At 65.6% G+C, this 14,381-nt stretch carries 13 protein-coding genes and 1 tRNA gene; 5 read left to right on the top strand and 9 right to left on the bottom strand.

The genetic code is table 11. From position 1 onward, the window contains the following. A partial coding sequence (locus VGQ94_06525) for an aminotransferase class III-fold pyridoxal phosphate-dependent enzyme (GenBank protein HEV2022167.1) occupies nucleotides 1–833 on the bottom strand: 833 nt, incomplete at its 3' end. A gap of 106 nt (nucleotides 834–939) precedes the next feature. Here VGQ94_06525 and VGQ94_06520 point away from each other — a divergent pair. The 5 genes from VGQ94_06520 to rsmB all read left to right on the top strand — a co-directional run bounded on the left by VGQ94_06520 (nucleotide 940) and on the right by rsmB (nucleotide 6,407). Next, nucleotides 940–2,280, top strand: coding sequence for an amidohydrolase family protein (locus VGQ94_06520; protein ID HEV2022166.1), 1,341 nt, complete (start codon nucleotides 940–942; stop codon nucleotides 2,278–2,280). Nucleotides 2,281–2,282: 2 nt separating this feature from the next. Next, complete coding sequence (gene aroC, locus VGQ94_06515; protein HEV2022165.1) at nucleotides 2,283–3,470, top strand: chorismate synthase; 1,188 nt, start codon at nucleotides 2,283–2,285, stop codon at nucleotides 3,468–3,470. A gap of 93 nt (nucleotides 3,471–3,563) precedes the next feature. Continuing rightward, on the top strand, nucleotides 3,564–4,073 hold the full coding sequence (gene def, locus VGQ94_06510; protein HEV2022164.1) for a peptide deformylase: 510 nt from the start codon (nucleotides 3,564–3,566) through the stop codon (nucleotides 4,071–4,073). Nucleotides 4,074–4,119: 46 nt separating this feature from the next. After that, a complete protein-coding gene (gene fmt, locus VGQ94_06505; GenBank protein ID HEV2022163.1) occupies nucleotides 4,120–5,058 on the top strand; it encodes a methionyl-tRNA formyltransferase in 939 nt (312 codons plus the stop codon). A 5-nt stretch (nucleotides 5,059–5,063) separates the two neighbouring features. Next, entirely contained in the window at nucleotides 5,064–6,407 is a 1,344-nt protein-coding gene (gene rsmB / locus VGQ94_06500; GenBank protein ID HEV2022162.1) for a 16S rRNA (cytosine(967)-C(5))-methyltransferase RsmB, read from the top strand. Nucleotides 6,408–6,413: 6 nt separating this feature from the next. On the opposite strand, the gene VGQ94_06495 is transcribed toward rsmB, so the two are convergent. The 8 genes from VGQ94_06495 to VGQ94_06460 all read right to left on the bottom strand — a co-directional run. Next, a complete protein-coding gene (locus VGQ94_06495) occupies nucleotides 6,414–7,121 on the bottom strand; it encodes a PASTA domain-containing protein (protein ID HEV2022161.1) in 708 nt (235 codons plus the stop codon). A gap of 54 nt (nucleotides 7,122–7,175) precedes the next feature. Beyond that, nucleotides 7,176–9,413: a PBP1A family penicillin-binding protein gene (locus VGQ94_06490; protein HEV2022160.1), complete on the bottom strand. Its 2,238-nt coding sequence runs from the start codon at nucleotides 9,411–9,413 to the stop codon at nucleotides 7,176–7,178. 242 nt (nucleotides 9,414–9,655) lie between these two features. After that, entirely contained in the window at nucleotides 9,656–10,876 is a 1,221-nt protein-coding gene (locus VGQ94_06485) for a S41 family peptidase (GenBank protein ID HEV2022159.1), read from the bottom strand. A gap of 322 nt (nucleotides 10,877–11,198) precedes the next feature. Next, nucleotides 11,199–12,314 (bottom strand): TIGR04053 family radical SAM/SPASM domain-containing protein, encoded by a 1,116-nt coding sequence (locus tag VGQ94_06480; GenBank protein HEV2022158.1) that lies wholly within the window; start codon nucleotides 12,312–12,314, stop codon nucleotides 11,199–11,201. 190 nt (nucleotides 12,315–12,504) lie between these two features. Then, a tRNA-Met gene (locus VGQ94_06475) sits at nucleotides 12,505–12,580 on the bottom strand. Nucleotides 12,581–12,629: 49 nt separating this feature from the next. After that, nucleotides 12,630–13,709: a tyrosine-type recombinase/integrase gene (locus VGQ94_06470; GenBank protein HEV2022157.1), complete on the bottom strand. Its 1,080-nt coding sequence runs from the start codon at nucleotides 13,707–13,709 to the stop codon at nucleotides 12,630–12,632. Further along, nucleotides 13,706–13,948, bottom strand: a complete 243-nt coding sequence (locus tag VGQ94_06465) for a helix-turn-helix domain-containing protein (protein HEV2022156.1) — start codon at nucleotides 13,946–13,948, stop codon at nucleotides 13,706–13,708. Before VGQ94_06465 ends, VGQ94_06470 begins: the two co-directional genes overlap by 4 nt. Then, nucleotides 13,945–14,381, bottom strand: a 437-nt coding sequence (locus VGQ94_06460; protein HEV2022155.1) for a recombinase family protein, incomplete at its 5' end; no start/stop codon positions are given. The genes VGQ94_06465 and VGQ94_06460, both read right to left, overlap by 4 nt.

Genomic DNA, 14,381 nt, shown 5'->3' with positions numbered 1-14,381 from the left:
TAGCCGCTGGCGATCCCCTTGCCGGTGACCAGCAGGTCCGCCGTTACTCTCCAGTGCTCCACCGCGAAGTTGCGGCCGGTGCGCCCGCAGCCGGTCATCACCTCGTCGGCGATGAGCAGCGCGCCGTGGCGCGCGCAGGCTGCCGCCACTTTTTCCAGATACCCCGCGGACGGCATCGCCGCACCCAGCGTTGCTCCGCTCACCGGCTCCAGAATGAAGCCCGCGGCCTCGCCGCCCGCTGCCTCCAGAAGACGCTCGACGTCCCCGGCGTACTTGGCTCCGCAGTCCTGGCAGACGTAGGGGCAGCGATAGCAGTTGGGTGTGGCGGCCTGCTCGAACTCGCGCACCATGGGGAGATACATCTCCCGCCGCATCACGTTGCCGGAGACGGCCAGCGCTCCCAGCGTTGCCCCGTGGTAGCTCTGTTTCCGGCTGAGGATGCGGAAGCGCTTCTCTTCGCCAATCTCCACCTGGTACTGCCGGGCGAGCTTCAGCGCGGTCTCGACCGCCTCCGACCCGCCCGAGGTGAAATAGACCGCTCCGCCGCGGAAGCTCTCGCCCGCGAACTCCAGCAGCTCCTCGGCGAACTTCTCCGCCACGGGTGTGACAAACTGGCTGGAGTGCACGAACTCGAGCTTGGCCGCCTGCTCCGCCATGGCCTGGGCGATCTCCGCCACGCCGTGCCCGATGAAGTTCACCGCGGCGCTGCCGGAAAAATCCAGATACCGCTTCCCTTCGGTGTCCCACAGGTACACGCCCTCGCCCCGCACCGCCGCGGGGAACGATTTCCGGAACGAGCGGGTGAACAGCGCCGGATTGTCGCGGGAAGGCACGGCGGGCGATTATCCGGCGTGGCGCGCGTTCAAGTCAAAACTCGCATTGACAATCCTCGGCGCCAGCCGCGACACTGAATGGTTTGACCTCGACCCAGGAGCCTTCATGAAACGCGCCCTTGCAGCCATTTCAGTTCTGTTCTTTCTGACCGTCCTCAGCCCGGCACAGCAGGCACCGGCGGAGAAGGCCGCCCCCAAGATCACCTACATCAAGGCCGGTCGCCTGTTTGACGGCACCGGCGACGCCGTCCGCGAGAAGATGGTTATCGTAGTAGCGGACGAGCGCATCCAGAGCGTGGGCACCGCCGCCGATACGCCCATCCCCGCAGGCGCCACGGTCGTCGATCTCTCCCTCGCCACCGTGCTCCCCGGCCTCATTGACTGCCACACCCACCTGGGCGCGCGCGCCGACCGCTACGATCCCATCTACGACTTCAAGGACACGCCCTTCCAAAGCGCCTTCGCCGGCGTGCTCAACGCCCGCACGACGCTGGAGGCCGGCTTCACCACCGTGCGCGATGTGGGCTCGGCGCCCTTCCTGGCCGTGGACCTGCGCAACTCCATCAATGAAGGCTTTATTCCCGGGCCGCGCATCGTGGCCAGCGGCCCCGGCATCTCCATCACCGGCGGTCACGGCGACCTCAACAACTACTCGCCCCAGACCCGCGTCTCCATGTTCCCCGAGGAGCGCGACTACGGCATCGCCGACGGCGTGGACCAGATCCGCCACGTGGTGCGCGCCCAGCTCAAGTACGGCGTGGACGTGGTGAAGATCCTGGCCTCGGGCGGCGTGCTCTCCAAGGGTGACAGCCCGGGCGCCCCGCAGTACACGGTCGAGGAGCTGAAGGCCGCGGCCGACGAGGCCCACATGGCCGGCCGCAAGATCGCCGCCCACGCTCACGGCACCCAGGCCATCAAGAACGCCATCACCGCCGGCATCGATTCCATCGAGCACGCCAGCCTCATCGACGATGAAGGCATCCGCATGGCCAAGGAGCACGGCACCTACCTGGTGATGGACATCTACAATGACGACTACATCCTGGGTAAAGCCCTCGACTTCCACATCCCCGCAGAGTTCATCGAAAAGGAAAAAGGTATCGGCCGCTTGCAGCGCGAGAACTTTGCCAAGGCGGTGCGGGCGGGCGCCAAGATGGCCTTCGGCACCGACGCCGGCGTCTATCCCCACGGCGACAACGCCAAGCAGTTCTTCTACATGGTGAAGTACGGCATGACGCCCGCGCAGGCTATCCGCGCCGCCACCTCGGACGCCGCCGACCTGCTCGGCCGCGCGAAGGACGTCGGCTCCATCGCGCCCGGGAAGTACGCCGACGTGATCGCCGTCGCCGCCGACCCGCTCGCCGACGTCCGCGCCCTCGAGAACGTGGGCTTCGTCATGAAGGGCGGCGTGGTGTACAAGGACGCGCTTACGGGAAAGAGCAAGTAACCATGCTGCGTTTTTCTACCGGCGGTGAATCTCACGGCGAAGCGCTGGTTGCCCTGCTTTCGGGCATCCCCGCCGGCCTGAGGATCGACTCCGCCTTCGTGGACCGCGAACTATGGCGGCGCCAGCAGGGCTACGGCCGCGGCGGGCGCATGCGCATCGAGCGCGACCGCGCCCACTTCCTCGCCGGCGTGCGCCAGGGCTCGACCATCGGCTCGCCCATCGTCATCCGACTCGAGAACAAGGACTGGCAGAACTGGCAGGAGGCGCTTCCCATCGAGAAGGGCGACCCGGCCAAGCATAGGGCGCTCAGCGCGCCCCGCCCCGGTCACGCCGATCTGGCCGGCGCTTTGAAGTACAACTTCCCGGAAGCGCGTTACGTGCTGGAGCGCGCCTCGGCGCGCGAGTCCGCCGCGCGCGTCGCCGTGGGCGCGGTCGCCAAACTGTTTTTGCGCCAGTTCGGGATCGAGATCGCCAGTCACGTCCTCGCCGTCGGCGCTGCGGCAGTCGCCGATCCGGAGATTCCCTGGAAAAAGATCCGCGCCACCGCCGCTCGCAAAAAGATCCTGCTGAACTGCGCCGACTCCAAAGCTGAGAAGCGCATGAAGGCCGAAGTGGACCGCGTGCTCCGCACTGGCGACTCCGTGGGCGGCGTCTTTGAGGTGGTGGCCCACCAGGTGCCGCCCGGCTTGGGCACCTACGCCAACTGGGACGAGCGCCTCGATTCCCTGCTCGCCTTCGCCGTCATGTCGCTGCCGGCGGTGAAGGCGGTGGAGATCGGCTGTGGCATCGCGAACGCCACCGCTTCTGGCTCCGCCGTGCAGGATCCAATCGGCTACGCGCGCACCGCCAAGTCCGCCGCGCGCTTCACCGGCTTCACGCGCAAGTCGAACCGCGCCGGCGGCATGGAGGGCGGCGTCTCGAACGGTGAGGACATCCTGGTGCGCGGCTATCTCAAACCCATCTCCACGCTGCGCCGGCCGCTCGCCTCCGTGGACTTCAGGACGCGTCAGCCAGTTGCGGCCAGCTATGAGCGCTCAGACGTCTGCGTGGTGCCCGCCGCCGGCGTCGCCGCCGAGGCCATGGTGGCGCTCACCCTGGCGCGCTGCGCGCTCGAGAAATTCGGCGGCGACTCCATGCTCGAGACCTTGCGTAATTTCCTCGGCTATTGCCAACAGCTCAAGGAGTACTAACATCCTCGCCCGGACTTCCGTAAGATTGTCATCCCGAGCGCAGCGAGGGACCTGCTTTGGAACTTGCTGGCCACTGGGTGCTGACCGTTACGCATGATCTATCCAATCGTTAAATTCGGCGACCCCGTGCTGGATCAAACTGCCGCGCCCGTCACCGTCTTCGACGCAGCGCTGCGCAAGCTCGTTGAGGACATGTTTGAATCCATGTACGCCGCGCAGGGCGTCGGCCTGGCCGCGCCGCAGATCGGCATCTCCAAACGCATCGCCGTGGTGGACGTCACTTTCAAGGAACACCCGGCGCAGAAGATGGTCCTCATCAATCCCGAGATCATCCACAAGGAGGGCCGCCAGAACTCGAAGGAGGGCTGCCTCAGCCTGCCCGAATTCCACGAGAAGGTCATCCGCCCCAACCGCGTCACCGTGCGCGCTCAGGATGTCCACGGAAAGACCTTCGAGCACACCGGCGAAGACCTGCTGGCCCGCGCCTTCCTGCATGAGACCGACCACCTGAACGGCAAGCTCTTCATCAGCCACATCAGCGCGCTCAAGCGCGACCTCATCAAGCGTAAAATCCGAAAGCTGGCCAAGGCAGGAGAGTGGTAGCGCCCACGGCCGGCAAGCATCGCAAGTCAGAAGTCAGCAATCGCCCATGGACCTTGTCTTCTGCGGCACGCCGCAATTCGCCGTCCCCACGCTGGAGAAGCTGGCGGAGAGCGGCTTTGCGGTCCGGCTCGTGATCACACAGCCGGATCGTCCGCGCGGACGCGGCCAGAAGCCAGCGGCGTCGCCCCTCAAGCTGCGCGCGCAGGCGCTTGGGCTCTCCGTCATCGAGCCGGAACAAGTCAAGATTAACGACGCGCTGCGGGCGCAGCTGGAATCACTCCAGCCCGCGGCCATCGTGATCGTAGGTTACGGGCGCATCATTCCTCCGTGGATGCTGGCGCTCGCGCCGCTCGGCAACCTCAACCTGCATGCCTCGCTGCTCCCCAAATACCGCGGCGCCGCGCCCATCCAGTGGACCATCGCCAACGGGGAGACCGTCACCGGCGTGACCACCATGCGCATCAACGAAGGCCTCGACACCGGCGACATTCTGCTGCAGAAAGAAGCTGCCATCGCGCCCGATGACACCGCGGTGACGCTGGCGCCGCGGCTCGCCGCGATCGGTGCCGACCTCATGGTCGAGACTCTGCGCGGCCTGGAAGCGGGCAGGCTCCAGTCGCGTCCGCAGGACCACTCCTGCGCCACGCTTGCGCCGCTCCTGAAGAAAACGGATGGCCGCATCGCCTTTGCGCGCAGCGCGCAGGAGATTGCCAACCGCCTCCGCGGCTTCCAGCCCTGGCCCGGCGCGTTCACCACTTTCCGCGCCAAGCAACTGTCTGTGACTGCCGCAGCAGCAATCGCGCCGGCCGTGCCCGTACTCGAACCCGGCATCCTCACCGTCGAAGGCGAGCGCCTGCTGGCCGGCTGCGGCAACTCGACAGCGCTCGAGCTCCTCGAGCTTCAGCCCGAGGGACGCAAGCGCATGCCGGCGCGCGACTTCCTCCACGGCTACCGCCCGCGCTCCGGTGAGCGCCTGGGCGAGTAGCTGCCGTGGCCGTCTCCCCCGCACGCCTCGCCGCCTACGAGATCCTGCTGCGCGTGGAGCGCGGCGGCGCCTACGCCACCGACCTGCTGCACTCATCCCTTCTCAGCCGCTTCTCCGAGGCCGACAAAGCCCTCACCACCGAGCTGGTGATGGGCGTGCTGCGCTGGCGCGCGCGCCTCGATCACTTGCTCGCCGCCGCATGCTCCCAGCCGCTCGCCAAGCTCGACCTCGAAGTGCTGACGGCGTTGCGCCTGGGCGCGTATCAGCTCGGGTTCCTCGAGCGCGTACCGGCGCGCGCTGCCGTGCACGAGAGCGTCGAACTCGCCAAGCGTGCGAAGAAGCGCTCCGCCGCGCCGCTGGTGAACGCCGTGCTGCGCCGCCTCGCCGGCCAGCGAAACGTGTTCCACGTGGAACACCCCGGCGACGAAGCGAGCGCGAGAGAGATGGCCGACCGTTATTCCCATCCCCTATGGCTGGTGGAGCGCTGGGCCGAAAACTTTGGAACCAGCGCGGCGGCGCGTATCTGCGAGTTCGATCAGAGCGTCCCCGCCACCGCGCTGCGCCTGTCCGCGGACGTTACTGACGACCAGTTACACCGTGAGGGGATCGAGGGCGCACCCGGCGCGGTGTTGAAGCGCGCGCGCCGCGTGGCTTCGGGCGACGTCACCAAGAGCCAAGCCTTCGCCGCCGGTCGCGTTGCCATCCAGGACGAGGCCTCGCAACTGGTGGCGGCGATGGTGGGGACGGGTGTGCGCATCCTCGACTGCTGCGCCGCCCCCGGAGGCAAGACCGCCGCGATCGCCGAGCGCAATCCGCAAGCGATGATCGTGGCCGCGGAGCTGCACCCGCACCGCGCCCGCACGCTGCGCCGGCGCGCGTGCGCCGGAAACGTCCGCGTGCTCGCCGCCGACGCCTTGGCGCTCCCGCTCGACCTCCAGTTCGACCGCGTGCTCGCCGATGTCCCCTGCTCGGGCACGGGAACGCTGGCGCGCAATCCGGAGATCAAGTGGCGGCTCGCGCAAGGCGACCTCGCCGACCTGCACCGCAAGCAGGTGGCGATCCTGCGCGCGGCGCTCGACCGCGTCGCGCCCGGCGGCCGCCTGATCTACTCCACCTGCTCACTCGAGCCGGAGGAGAACGCGGAGGTGGTCAGCGAGGCGCTCTCCTCCCGCAGCGACGTTCGTCTGCTCGACTGCCGCGAGGAGCTTCAGCGACTCAAAGACACGGAAGAGCTGGCATGGAACGACGTGGATTCGCTGGCCGCGGGACGATTCCTGCAGACTTTGCCGGGCGTCCATCCCTGTGACGGGTTCTTCGCGGCCATCCTCGAGCGCAAACCAGGCGCTTAGTTGCGTTCAGCGCGCGATCTCGAACGTCACCACAGTACCGGGCGTGACGCGCTGCCCGGAGGGCGGCGACTGGCGCAGGATGAGGGAGTGGGCGCCGGGAGCGTCGACGTCGGTGACGTTGCCCAGGCGCAGTCCGGCCTGCTCGATGGCGGAGCTGGCCTCCGCCAGGTGGTGGCCGACAAAGTCGGGCATGATGTAGCTCTGCTCCTCGGCGCCGGCGGTGACCAGCAGGTTGATCTTGGGCGTGGCCACGCCCACGGCGTTAGGCGGCGGGCTCTGGGCCACCACCTGGTCGGGCGGCAGGCCAGGGATGTGGGCGACGACCGTGGCGCCCACCTCCATACCGCGGCGGCGCGCGTTCATCTCCGCGGCGCGGCCGCTTTGGCCGATGAGGTCGGGGATCACCGCGCGCTGCGGTCCCAGGCTGCGGGCCACGCGCAACCGCCACCCTCGGCGCACCAGCGTCCCCGCCGGCGGAAGCTGGGAGACGATGCGTCCCTCGGGAACGTCGGAGCTATAGAAGCGGTTTTCCACGTCCACCTGCAGGCCCTGCGCGGCGGCAGCGTCCTCCGCCTGGCGCACCGACAGCCCCACCACCTTGGGGACGGTCACTTCACGCCCGTGGATGGCCAGGCGCATGGTGACCAGCGAGGCCACCAGCGCCACCGTCAGCAGGATCAGCACTTGCAGGAAGAGCCGAAGAATGCTTTTCATTTCACTTTCCGGTCATTGTAGCGCCTAACTTGTTGGCCGACTGCCGCCGAGCCGCTAGTGGGGAGTCTCGCCGTCGCCGGGGGTCTGGTCCGGGGTGTCCACCTTCTGCGCCACAGCGGTGGGCGGGACCTCAGGCGCGGGGCCGAAGTCTTCCGGCTCGTGACCCTGGAGCGCCGTCTTCATGAAGGCGATCCACAGGGGAAGGGCGGTGTGCCCGCCGGTCTCGCTCTTGCCCAGGGTCTTCTTCTCGTCAAAGCCGATCCAGACGCCGCAGGTGAGCGAGGGTGAGAAGCCGATGAACCAGGCGTCGGTGAAGTCGTTGGTGGTGCCGGTCTTGCCCCCCAGGGGATATTTCAGCTCGGCGCCGGCGCGCGCCGCCGTGCCGTGCTGCACCACCTCGCGCAGCATGGAAGTCATGATGCGCGCGGTGCGGCTCGAGACCACGTCCTTCACCTCGGGATAGTTCTCCTCCAGCACCCGGCCGTCGTAGTCGGTGACCTTGCGGATGTAGCGCGGGATCACGCGCACCCCGTCGTTGGGGAAGGTGGTAAAGGCGGCGGTCTGCTCGTAGAGGGTGACGTCGGCCGCTCCCAGGGCCACCGGCAGGTAGGGCAGCAGCGGAGAGGTGATGCCAAAGCGCCGGGTGTACTCGATCACCGTCCTGATGCCGACGCGGTCGGCCAGCTTGAGCGCGGGGATATTGCGCGACTGGGCCAGGGCGCGCCGCAGGGTGATGGTGCCTTCGAAGCGATTGTCGTAGTTGTGGGGGGCGTAGGGGCCGGAGGAGGTCATGAAGGTGACGGGCGCGTCGAGGATGACGTCCTCGGGAGAGGCGCCGCCGTCGATGACCGCGGTGTACACGTAGGGCTTGAAGGAGGAGCCCGCCTGGCGCAGCGCCTGGGTGGAGCGGTTGAACTGCGAGGTATCGAAGTCGCGGCCGCCGACCATGGCCTTGATGTCACCGGTGGCGTTGTCCAGGGCGAGCAGCGCGCCCTGCGCGCCTGAATCCTGCTCTAGCGAGATCTTGGCGTTTTCCGGCGGGTCGAGCGACTCGATGCGCACGTACACGATGTCGCCCACCGCCATGATCTCTTGGGGCGATTTGTGCCCGGTCCACTTCATCTCCGCCGCGGTGATGGGAGCGCTGTAGCGGCCGAACTTGACGATGGCCAGCACGGAGGTGGAATCGGTGACCAGCGCGTGCACGTAGCTTCCCGCCTCCAGCGGCTCGATCCAGTCGGGATGCTGGTAGGTCTTCACGCGCTGTCCGGCCAGCACCACGTTCTTCAGCCCGCCCTTCCAGCCGTGGCGGCGCTCGTACCCGGCCAGGCCTTCGACCACGACGCGGTTCGCGGCCTTCTGCCACTCCAGGTTGAGCGAGGTATAGACGCGCAGGCCTCCCTGGTGTACCTCGCTGGCGCCGTACTTCTTTTCCAGGTAGCGGCGGATCTCCTCGGCGAAGTAGGGAGCGATGGAGTTCGAGGGATTCTGGATCTCGAGCTTGATGGGCGAGTTCTTGGCGCGGTCGGCTTGCTCGGCGGTGATCTTGCCGTCTTCCAGCAGGGAGTCGAGGACGATGTTGCGCCGGCGGATGGCGCGCTCGGGATAGTTGATGGGCGAGAGGCCCTCCGGGCTTTTGGGCAGGCCAGCGAGCAGCGCCGCCTCTTCCAGCGTCAACTCCTTGGCGTGTTTGCTGAAATAGAACTGGGAAGCCGCCTCGAAGCCATAAACGCCGTGTCCGAGATAGATCTGGTTGGCGTAGAGGGTGAAGATCTGGGGCTTGGTGAAGCGCCGCTCGATCTGGATGGAGAGCATCACCTCCTGGAATTTGCGGCTGTAGCTGCGCTCGGGCGAGAGGAAGAGGTTGCGGGAGAGCTGCATAGTGAGAGTGGAGGCGCCCTGGGCGTTGTGTCCGGAGCGCAGGTTGCGCCAGGCTGCGCCCAGCACCCGCCAGAAGTTGACGCCCCAGTGGCTCTCGAACTCCTTGTCCTCGATGGAGATCACGGAGTCGCGCAGGACCTGGGGGAAGTCGTCGTAGGTTGCGACCACGCGCCGCTGCAGGGCGAAGGAAGCGATTACCCGCCCCTGGTCGTCATAGAGCTCGGTGATGGCGCTGGGCCGGTAGCGCTCCAGCTCGCCCACCTCGGGCAGGTCGGTGGAATAGACGATGAGCAGGCCGCCCACCGCGCCCGCCAGTGCCGCCATTAGCACCAGCAGGCCGAAGACCACACGGCCCACCAGCTTCTTTCCCGCAAATCTTACGGGAGGGAGATTGGAGTACAGGTACTGCATTCCGTCGGAACGCGGAGAAGAGCAGCCTCAGAATAGCACGGGAGGCGCTGCTCCTCCTTGTGAGGTAGAAGCCTAGAAGGCCACATTTGTTCCCGGCTAGGGCGCGGGAGCGTCATTCGTGAGAATGCCCTTGGGGCGGCATCGTAGCACGGGGCGGTGTGGGGGCCTTCGACTGCGCGCTCGCCCGCTGAGCGGACTCGCGCTCGCTCAGGATGACAGCAAGGGGCGGGAACTGACGGTGGCTACGCCTTTGTTTCCTTGTTCTTTAGCAGCTCGATGGCGCGTTTGAGCTGCTCGTCTTCTTTAGGGGGCGTGGGCTTTTTGAGCTCCTCCGGAGGCGCGGCATTGTCCTCGTCGTCATCGGGCAGGTTGGAATCGTCATTGGCATCGGCGACCAGGACGTTGGGGGTGACGGAGGTGTCCTGGATGGCCTTGCCCGAGGGCGAGTAATACTTGGCCACGGTCAGGATGAGGGCGGAGCCGTCGGGGATCTCGATGAGCTTCTGCACCGAGCCCACGCCGAAGGTCTTGTCGCCGACCACGTCGCCGCGGGCGTTCTCCAGGATGGCGGCGGCGGCGATCTCGGCCGGGCCGGCGGTGCCGCGATTCACCAGCACCACCAGCGGCAGGCTGGTCACCATCTTCTGGGGATCGGCGCTAAAGGTCTCGCGCGGATGCTTCTGTCCCTGCAAGTAGGTGATGGTGCCCTGGCTCAGAAAGAGGTTGGCGAGCGCGACGCCCTCGGCGGAGTCGCCGTCGGAATCGTTGCGCAGATCCAGGATGAGCTTGCGGGCGCCGGCGTGCTGCAGCGCCTTGATGCGAGCGCCGATCTCCGCCGACTTGCCCTTGGCGAGCTCGTCCACCTTGAGGTAGCCGATGCCGTTCTCCAGCATCTTCTCCGCCACCGGAGGCACGGCCACCGCCTCGCGCGTGATCGTCACCTTTTGGGGCGCGGCGCGCGGCGGGCGCACGATGGAGAGATTGATGTTCGAGCCCTGCGGACCCAGCACCAGGGTGCGCACCTCGGCCAGCGACATCTCACGCGTGGTGCGGTTCTCGATGGCCTCGATGATGTCGCCACCGGTGATGCCGGCCTTGTCCGCCGGCCCGCCCGGCAGCACCGAAACCACGGCCGCATAGCCGAAGCGCCGGGAGAGCGTGGCGCCGATGCCCGCCTTGCCTTCGCGACGGCTCTTGTACTCGCGGTACTCGTCCGCGCTCAGGTAGCTGGAGTTGGCGTCCAGCGATTCCAGCAGGCCGTGTAGCGCCCCGTCGGTCACCTGGGGCACGTTGGGCTCCTCAACGTATTCGCTGCGGATGCGCGACAGCACTTCGCTGTACACGCCCAGCTGCCGGTAAGCGCCCTCGTTGGAGGAGGCGCGTACTCCCAGGCCTCCGGCCATGATCAAGAGCACCAGTGCGCTGGAGAGCGCGAGAACCACAGCCTTCACTTGCTTCGACATCGGTCCCGGTCCTGAAGGCAGCCGTCCGGCCGCCAAGGACATGATTATACCGTTTTCATACCCTGTCATCCTGAGCGAGCCCGGAGCGAAGACGACGGGCGAGTCGAAGGACCCCGGAGATGCTCGCTAGCCGATGCAGCACAAGGGTATTTCTAGGAGTGCGGTCGTTCTTGATGCATCGTGAGAATGCCTTGGGGCGGCATCGCAGCGTCGGCGTGGTAGGGGTCCTTCGGCTCGGCGCTCGCACACTCGCGCCTCGCTCAGGATGACAGTCGGCAAGGGGTAGGGCTCCCTCGCTACGCTCGGAATGTAGGAAGAAGAGCTACACCGCCGCGGGCGCGGCGTTCGGCTGATAGATGCAGCAGGGGTCGGGGGCAAAGGCGTCGCCGGTGACGGCGTAGGCGCGGGCGCGGGAGCCGCCGCAGATCTGGTTGTATTCGCAGATGCCGCACTTACCCTTGAGCTGCTTGGGATCGCGCAGGGCGATGAACAACGGCGAGGTGCGGTAGATCTCCGCCAGCAGCTGCTGGCGGACGTTCCCCGCGCGGAGCGGCAGGAAGCCGCTGGGGTAGACTTCGCCGGTATGGGAGACGAAGACGAAGCCTTTGCCGTCATTAACCCCGGGCCGAGTCCCGTCGAGGGCATAGGCCACGCCCGCGGGAGCCTGCGGACGTGCTCTGCCTTCCGGCGGCCGTGGATCCTGCCACTCCTCTGCGTGCTTCTGCAATAGGAAGCGCCGGTAGTGCTGCCCTTCGGTGGTCTTGATGTGGAACTTCACCCGGCGTGAGATCTGGTACAGCTTCTCGAACACCTGCTCACACTCTTCCGCCGAAAGCAGGTCGTCCTGCTTGCCCCGGCCGGTGGGCACCAGGAAGAAGACGCTCCACAGGACGATGCCCATCTTTTCCAGCAGCGGCACGAACGTTTCCAGGTCCTGGTGGTTGCGGCGGGTGACGGTGGTGTTGATCTGCATGGGCAGGTGGCATTCGCGTGCCCAGCGTACGGCATCCATGGTGCGCTGGTAGGAGCCGGCAACCCCGCGGAAGGAGTCGTGAATCTCCGGGGCGGGGCCGTCGAGCGAGATGGCCAGCCGTGCCAGGCCGCGCCGTTTCAACTCCAAAATCGCCGCCTGGGTGAGCAGCGGCGTGGCGCTGGGGGTGAGGGCGGCGCGCACCCCATGCAGCGTGGCGTGCTCCACCAGGTCGTAGATGTCGGGGCGCTTCAGAGGATCGCCGCCGGTCAGCACGAAGATGGGCGTGCGCATGGCGGCCACTTCATCGATCAGCCGCCGGCCCTGCGCCGTGGTCAGCTCCATGGAGTTGCGCAGCGGCTGGGCGCTGGCCCGGCAGTGGTAGCAGCTCAGGTCGCAGGCCTGAGTGACTTCCCAGATCACCACCATTGGTTTTTCGTCGAAGTCGAGCGCGGGGCGGGGCCACATGGCGGGGGAGAAGCGGTTGGCAACAGCGTTTTCAAGGTTCCCGGCGAACATGCATTCAGCCTACGGGGCGCCTCCGCTCGCCGCCGTGACTGCCGTCACCGGCGGCTGTGACGGAGGGTCACCCGCGCCCTCCGCCAGCCTCAGAGGCCAGGGCGAGGGACCTCATCGACCGCGGAACTGCAGGTGGAACTGGTGGCGGCGGTTGGAATCGAACCAACGACCTAGGGATTATGAGACCCTCGCTCTAGCCACTGAGCTACGCCGCCAAACGTTTGCTTTCAATGCTTTACAACCATCTTAACATCCCGTCCCTGGCTACTGTGGGGACTTCTGTGGGGACCCCGACCTCTTCTCGTAGGTGGCAAACACTTGCTCTGTGTTGTACCGCTCTAGTTTCTGTACCGCCTCGCGTTTGTGCTCTGGCGTCGGATGCACGTATCTCATAGTGATTGAGATGTTCGAGTGGCCCATCAACTCTTTCAGAGTTGCAAGGTCTACTCCCGCCATCGCCGAGCGTGATCCGAACGTGTGACGCAGATCATAGAGTCGGAAACCAGGAGAGATTTTCGCCGTCCGTAGAGCAGTTTCGTGGCACTTCTGAACGGTGACCATCGGTCGGTTCGCATCTTTTCGATTGGCAAAAAGATACGGTCCTTCAGGGGCAGCCAATCTGCGCTTCAGAACATCGATTGCCAGATCTGTCAGCAGAATGTTCCGCTTGGCGAAAAGAGTCTTCCCGTTCGGCACGAACAAGTAACGTTCGGCCAAATGTACGTTCTCGCTCCGAATCGTGAAGATCTCTTCCGGGCGCATTCCGGTTTCCAGAATCAGCTTTGCGACATCCTGCAGCGTACGACTCGCCGCAGCCAGATACTTCTGCTGCTCTTCATGGGAAACAACTCGCATCGAGCCGGGCCCCTCAGACAAGAATCTCACCCCGGAAACAGGGTTCTTAGCCAGATACTCTTGCCTCACGGCGAAATTCAGCATGAAACGCAAGGCTGCCAAATCTCGATTCGTGCCAGCACCCGAAATTGCATCGGACCTGGTCAGTTTGAATTTCTCTACCAGCCCCGGCAAGATCGCATCGAGCCGGTACTTGCCAAAGAACGCAATCAGCGGCTTGGAACTTACCTTGTACCGCTTGTACGTGTTCGGGTGGGCTCGGTGCTCACTTGCCGACCAGGGGAGAAACTCCTTCTCGACGAAACTCTCGAACGTCGGACAAGCCCTTCGTTTGACTATTCCCGCCCGACCTTCGGCAAGTTCCGCTTTGCGAATTGCCTCCGCGCGAAGCGCAACAGTTTTGTTGTTTAGGCCCGTACTCTGCCGATAGCGTTGTCCCTGGAACCAGAAGTCATACCAGTAGACTCCGCCTCGTTTGTAAACGCTCATTCCTGCCTCCTTTCCTCCGGATCGGAGACAGAAACCCTGCAACCCGCAAGGTATTGGTGAACGTCGGCAGGATCATAGCGGACGGCGCGGCCGATTTTCAAATAGGAAATACCCCGCCGTTGCGAGCGCCACTGAGCCAGCGTCTCCTTGGAGAGTCCGGTGATCGCAGCAACTTGATCCGCAGTCAGCAAGTCGCGCAGACTGACCTGCCTTATCGAATTGTTGCCAATGCCGCTCACGCGGACTCCTTTAGCGTCTGTCGAAAAAGGGCCCGCCTGACACGGGAAACTGGAATATTGAGGCTCTTGGCTATGGCCCGCAGGGACATGCCTTGGCCGCGCAACCTCAAGATCTCAGCAATATCTACGACGGAAGGAGGGCGGCCAATGCGCTTGCCCATGGCCCGGGCATAGGCAATGCCTGCGCGTACCCGCTCAGCGATGAGATCCCGCTCGAACTGCGCAACTGCTCCCATGATGTGAAAGAGCAGCTGACCGCTGGGAGTGGTCGTATCGACGCCTTCGGTGTAGCTGATGAAGTCGACACCGAGCGCGCGGAACTCTTCCAAGCTATCGACTAAGTGCTTTACCGAGCGGGCAAAGCGATCAAACTTCCACACCAGGACCACGTCGAAGAGTCGTTTATGGGCATCCCCCATCAGAGAATCGAGCT

This window comes from Terriglobales bacterium, from assembly GCA_035937135.1.
In the GTDB taxonomy this organism is placed as follows: domain Bacteria; phylum Acidobacteriota; class Terriglobia; order Terriglobales; family Acidobacteriaceae; genus DASYVL01.
Note: the sequence above shows the minus strand (reverse complement) of the source record. Positions and strands in the feature narration are given on the sequence as shown.

What these genes read in the sequence shown, in the direction of transcription:
- VGQ94_06520 (HEV2022166.1), top strand. Translation starts at nt 940, where the DNA reads ATGAAACGCGCCCTTGCAGCCATTTCAGTTCTGTTCTTTCTGACCGTC.
- aroC (HEV2022165.1), top strand. Translation starts at nt 2,283, where the DNA reads ATGCTGCGTTTTTCTACCGGCGGTGAATCTCACGGCGAAGCGCTGGTT.
- def (HEV2022164.1), top strand. Translation starts at nt 3,564, where the DNA reads ATGATCTATCCAATCGTTAAATTCGGCGACCCCGTGCTGGATCAAACT.
- fmt (HEV2022163.1), top strand. Translation starts at nt 4,120, where the DNA reads ATGGACCTTGTCTTCTGCGGCACGCCGCAATTCGCCGTCCCCACGCTG.
- VGQ94_06495 (HEV2022161.1), bottom strand. Translation starts at nt 7,121, where the DNA reads ATGAAAAGCATTCTTCGGCTCTTCCTGCAAGTGCTGATCCTGCTGACG.
- VGQ94_06490 (HEV2022160.1), bottom strand. Translation starts at nt 9,413, where the DNA reads ATGCAGTACCTGTACTCCAATCTCCCTCCCGTAAGATTTGCGGGAAAG.
- VGQ94_06485 (HEV2022159.1), bottom strand. Translation starts at nt 10,876, where the DNA reads ATGTCGAAGCAAGTGAAGGCTGTGGTTCTCGCGCTCTCCAGCGCACTG.
- VGQ94_06480 (HEV2022158.1), bottom strand. Translation starts at nt 12,314, where the DNA reads ATGTGGCCCCGCCCCGCGCTCGACTTCGACGAAAAACCAATGGTGGTG.
- VGQ94_06470 (HEV2022157.1), bottom strand. Translation starts at nt 13,709, where the DNA reads ATGAGCGTTTACAAACGAGGCGGAGTCTACTGGTATGACTTCTGGTTC.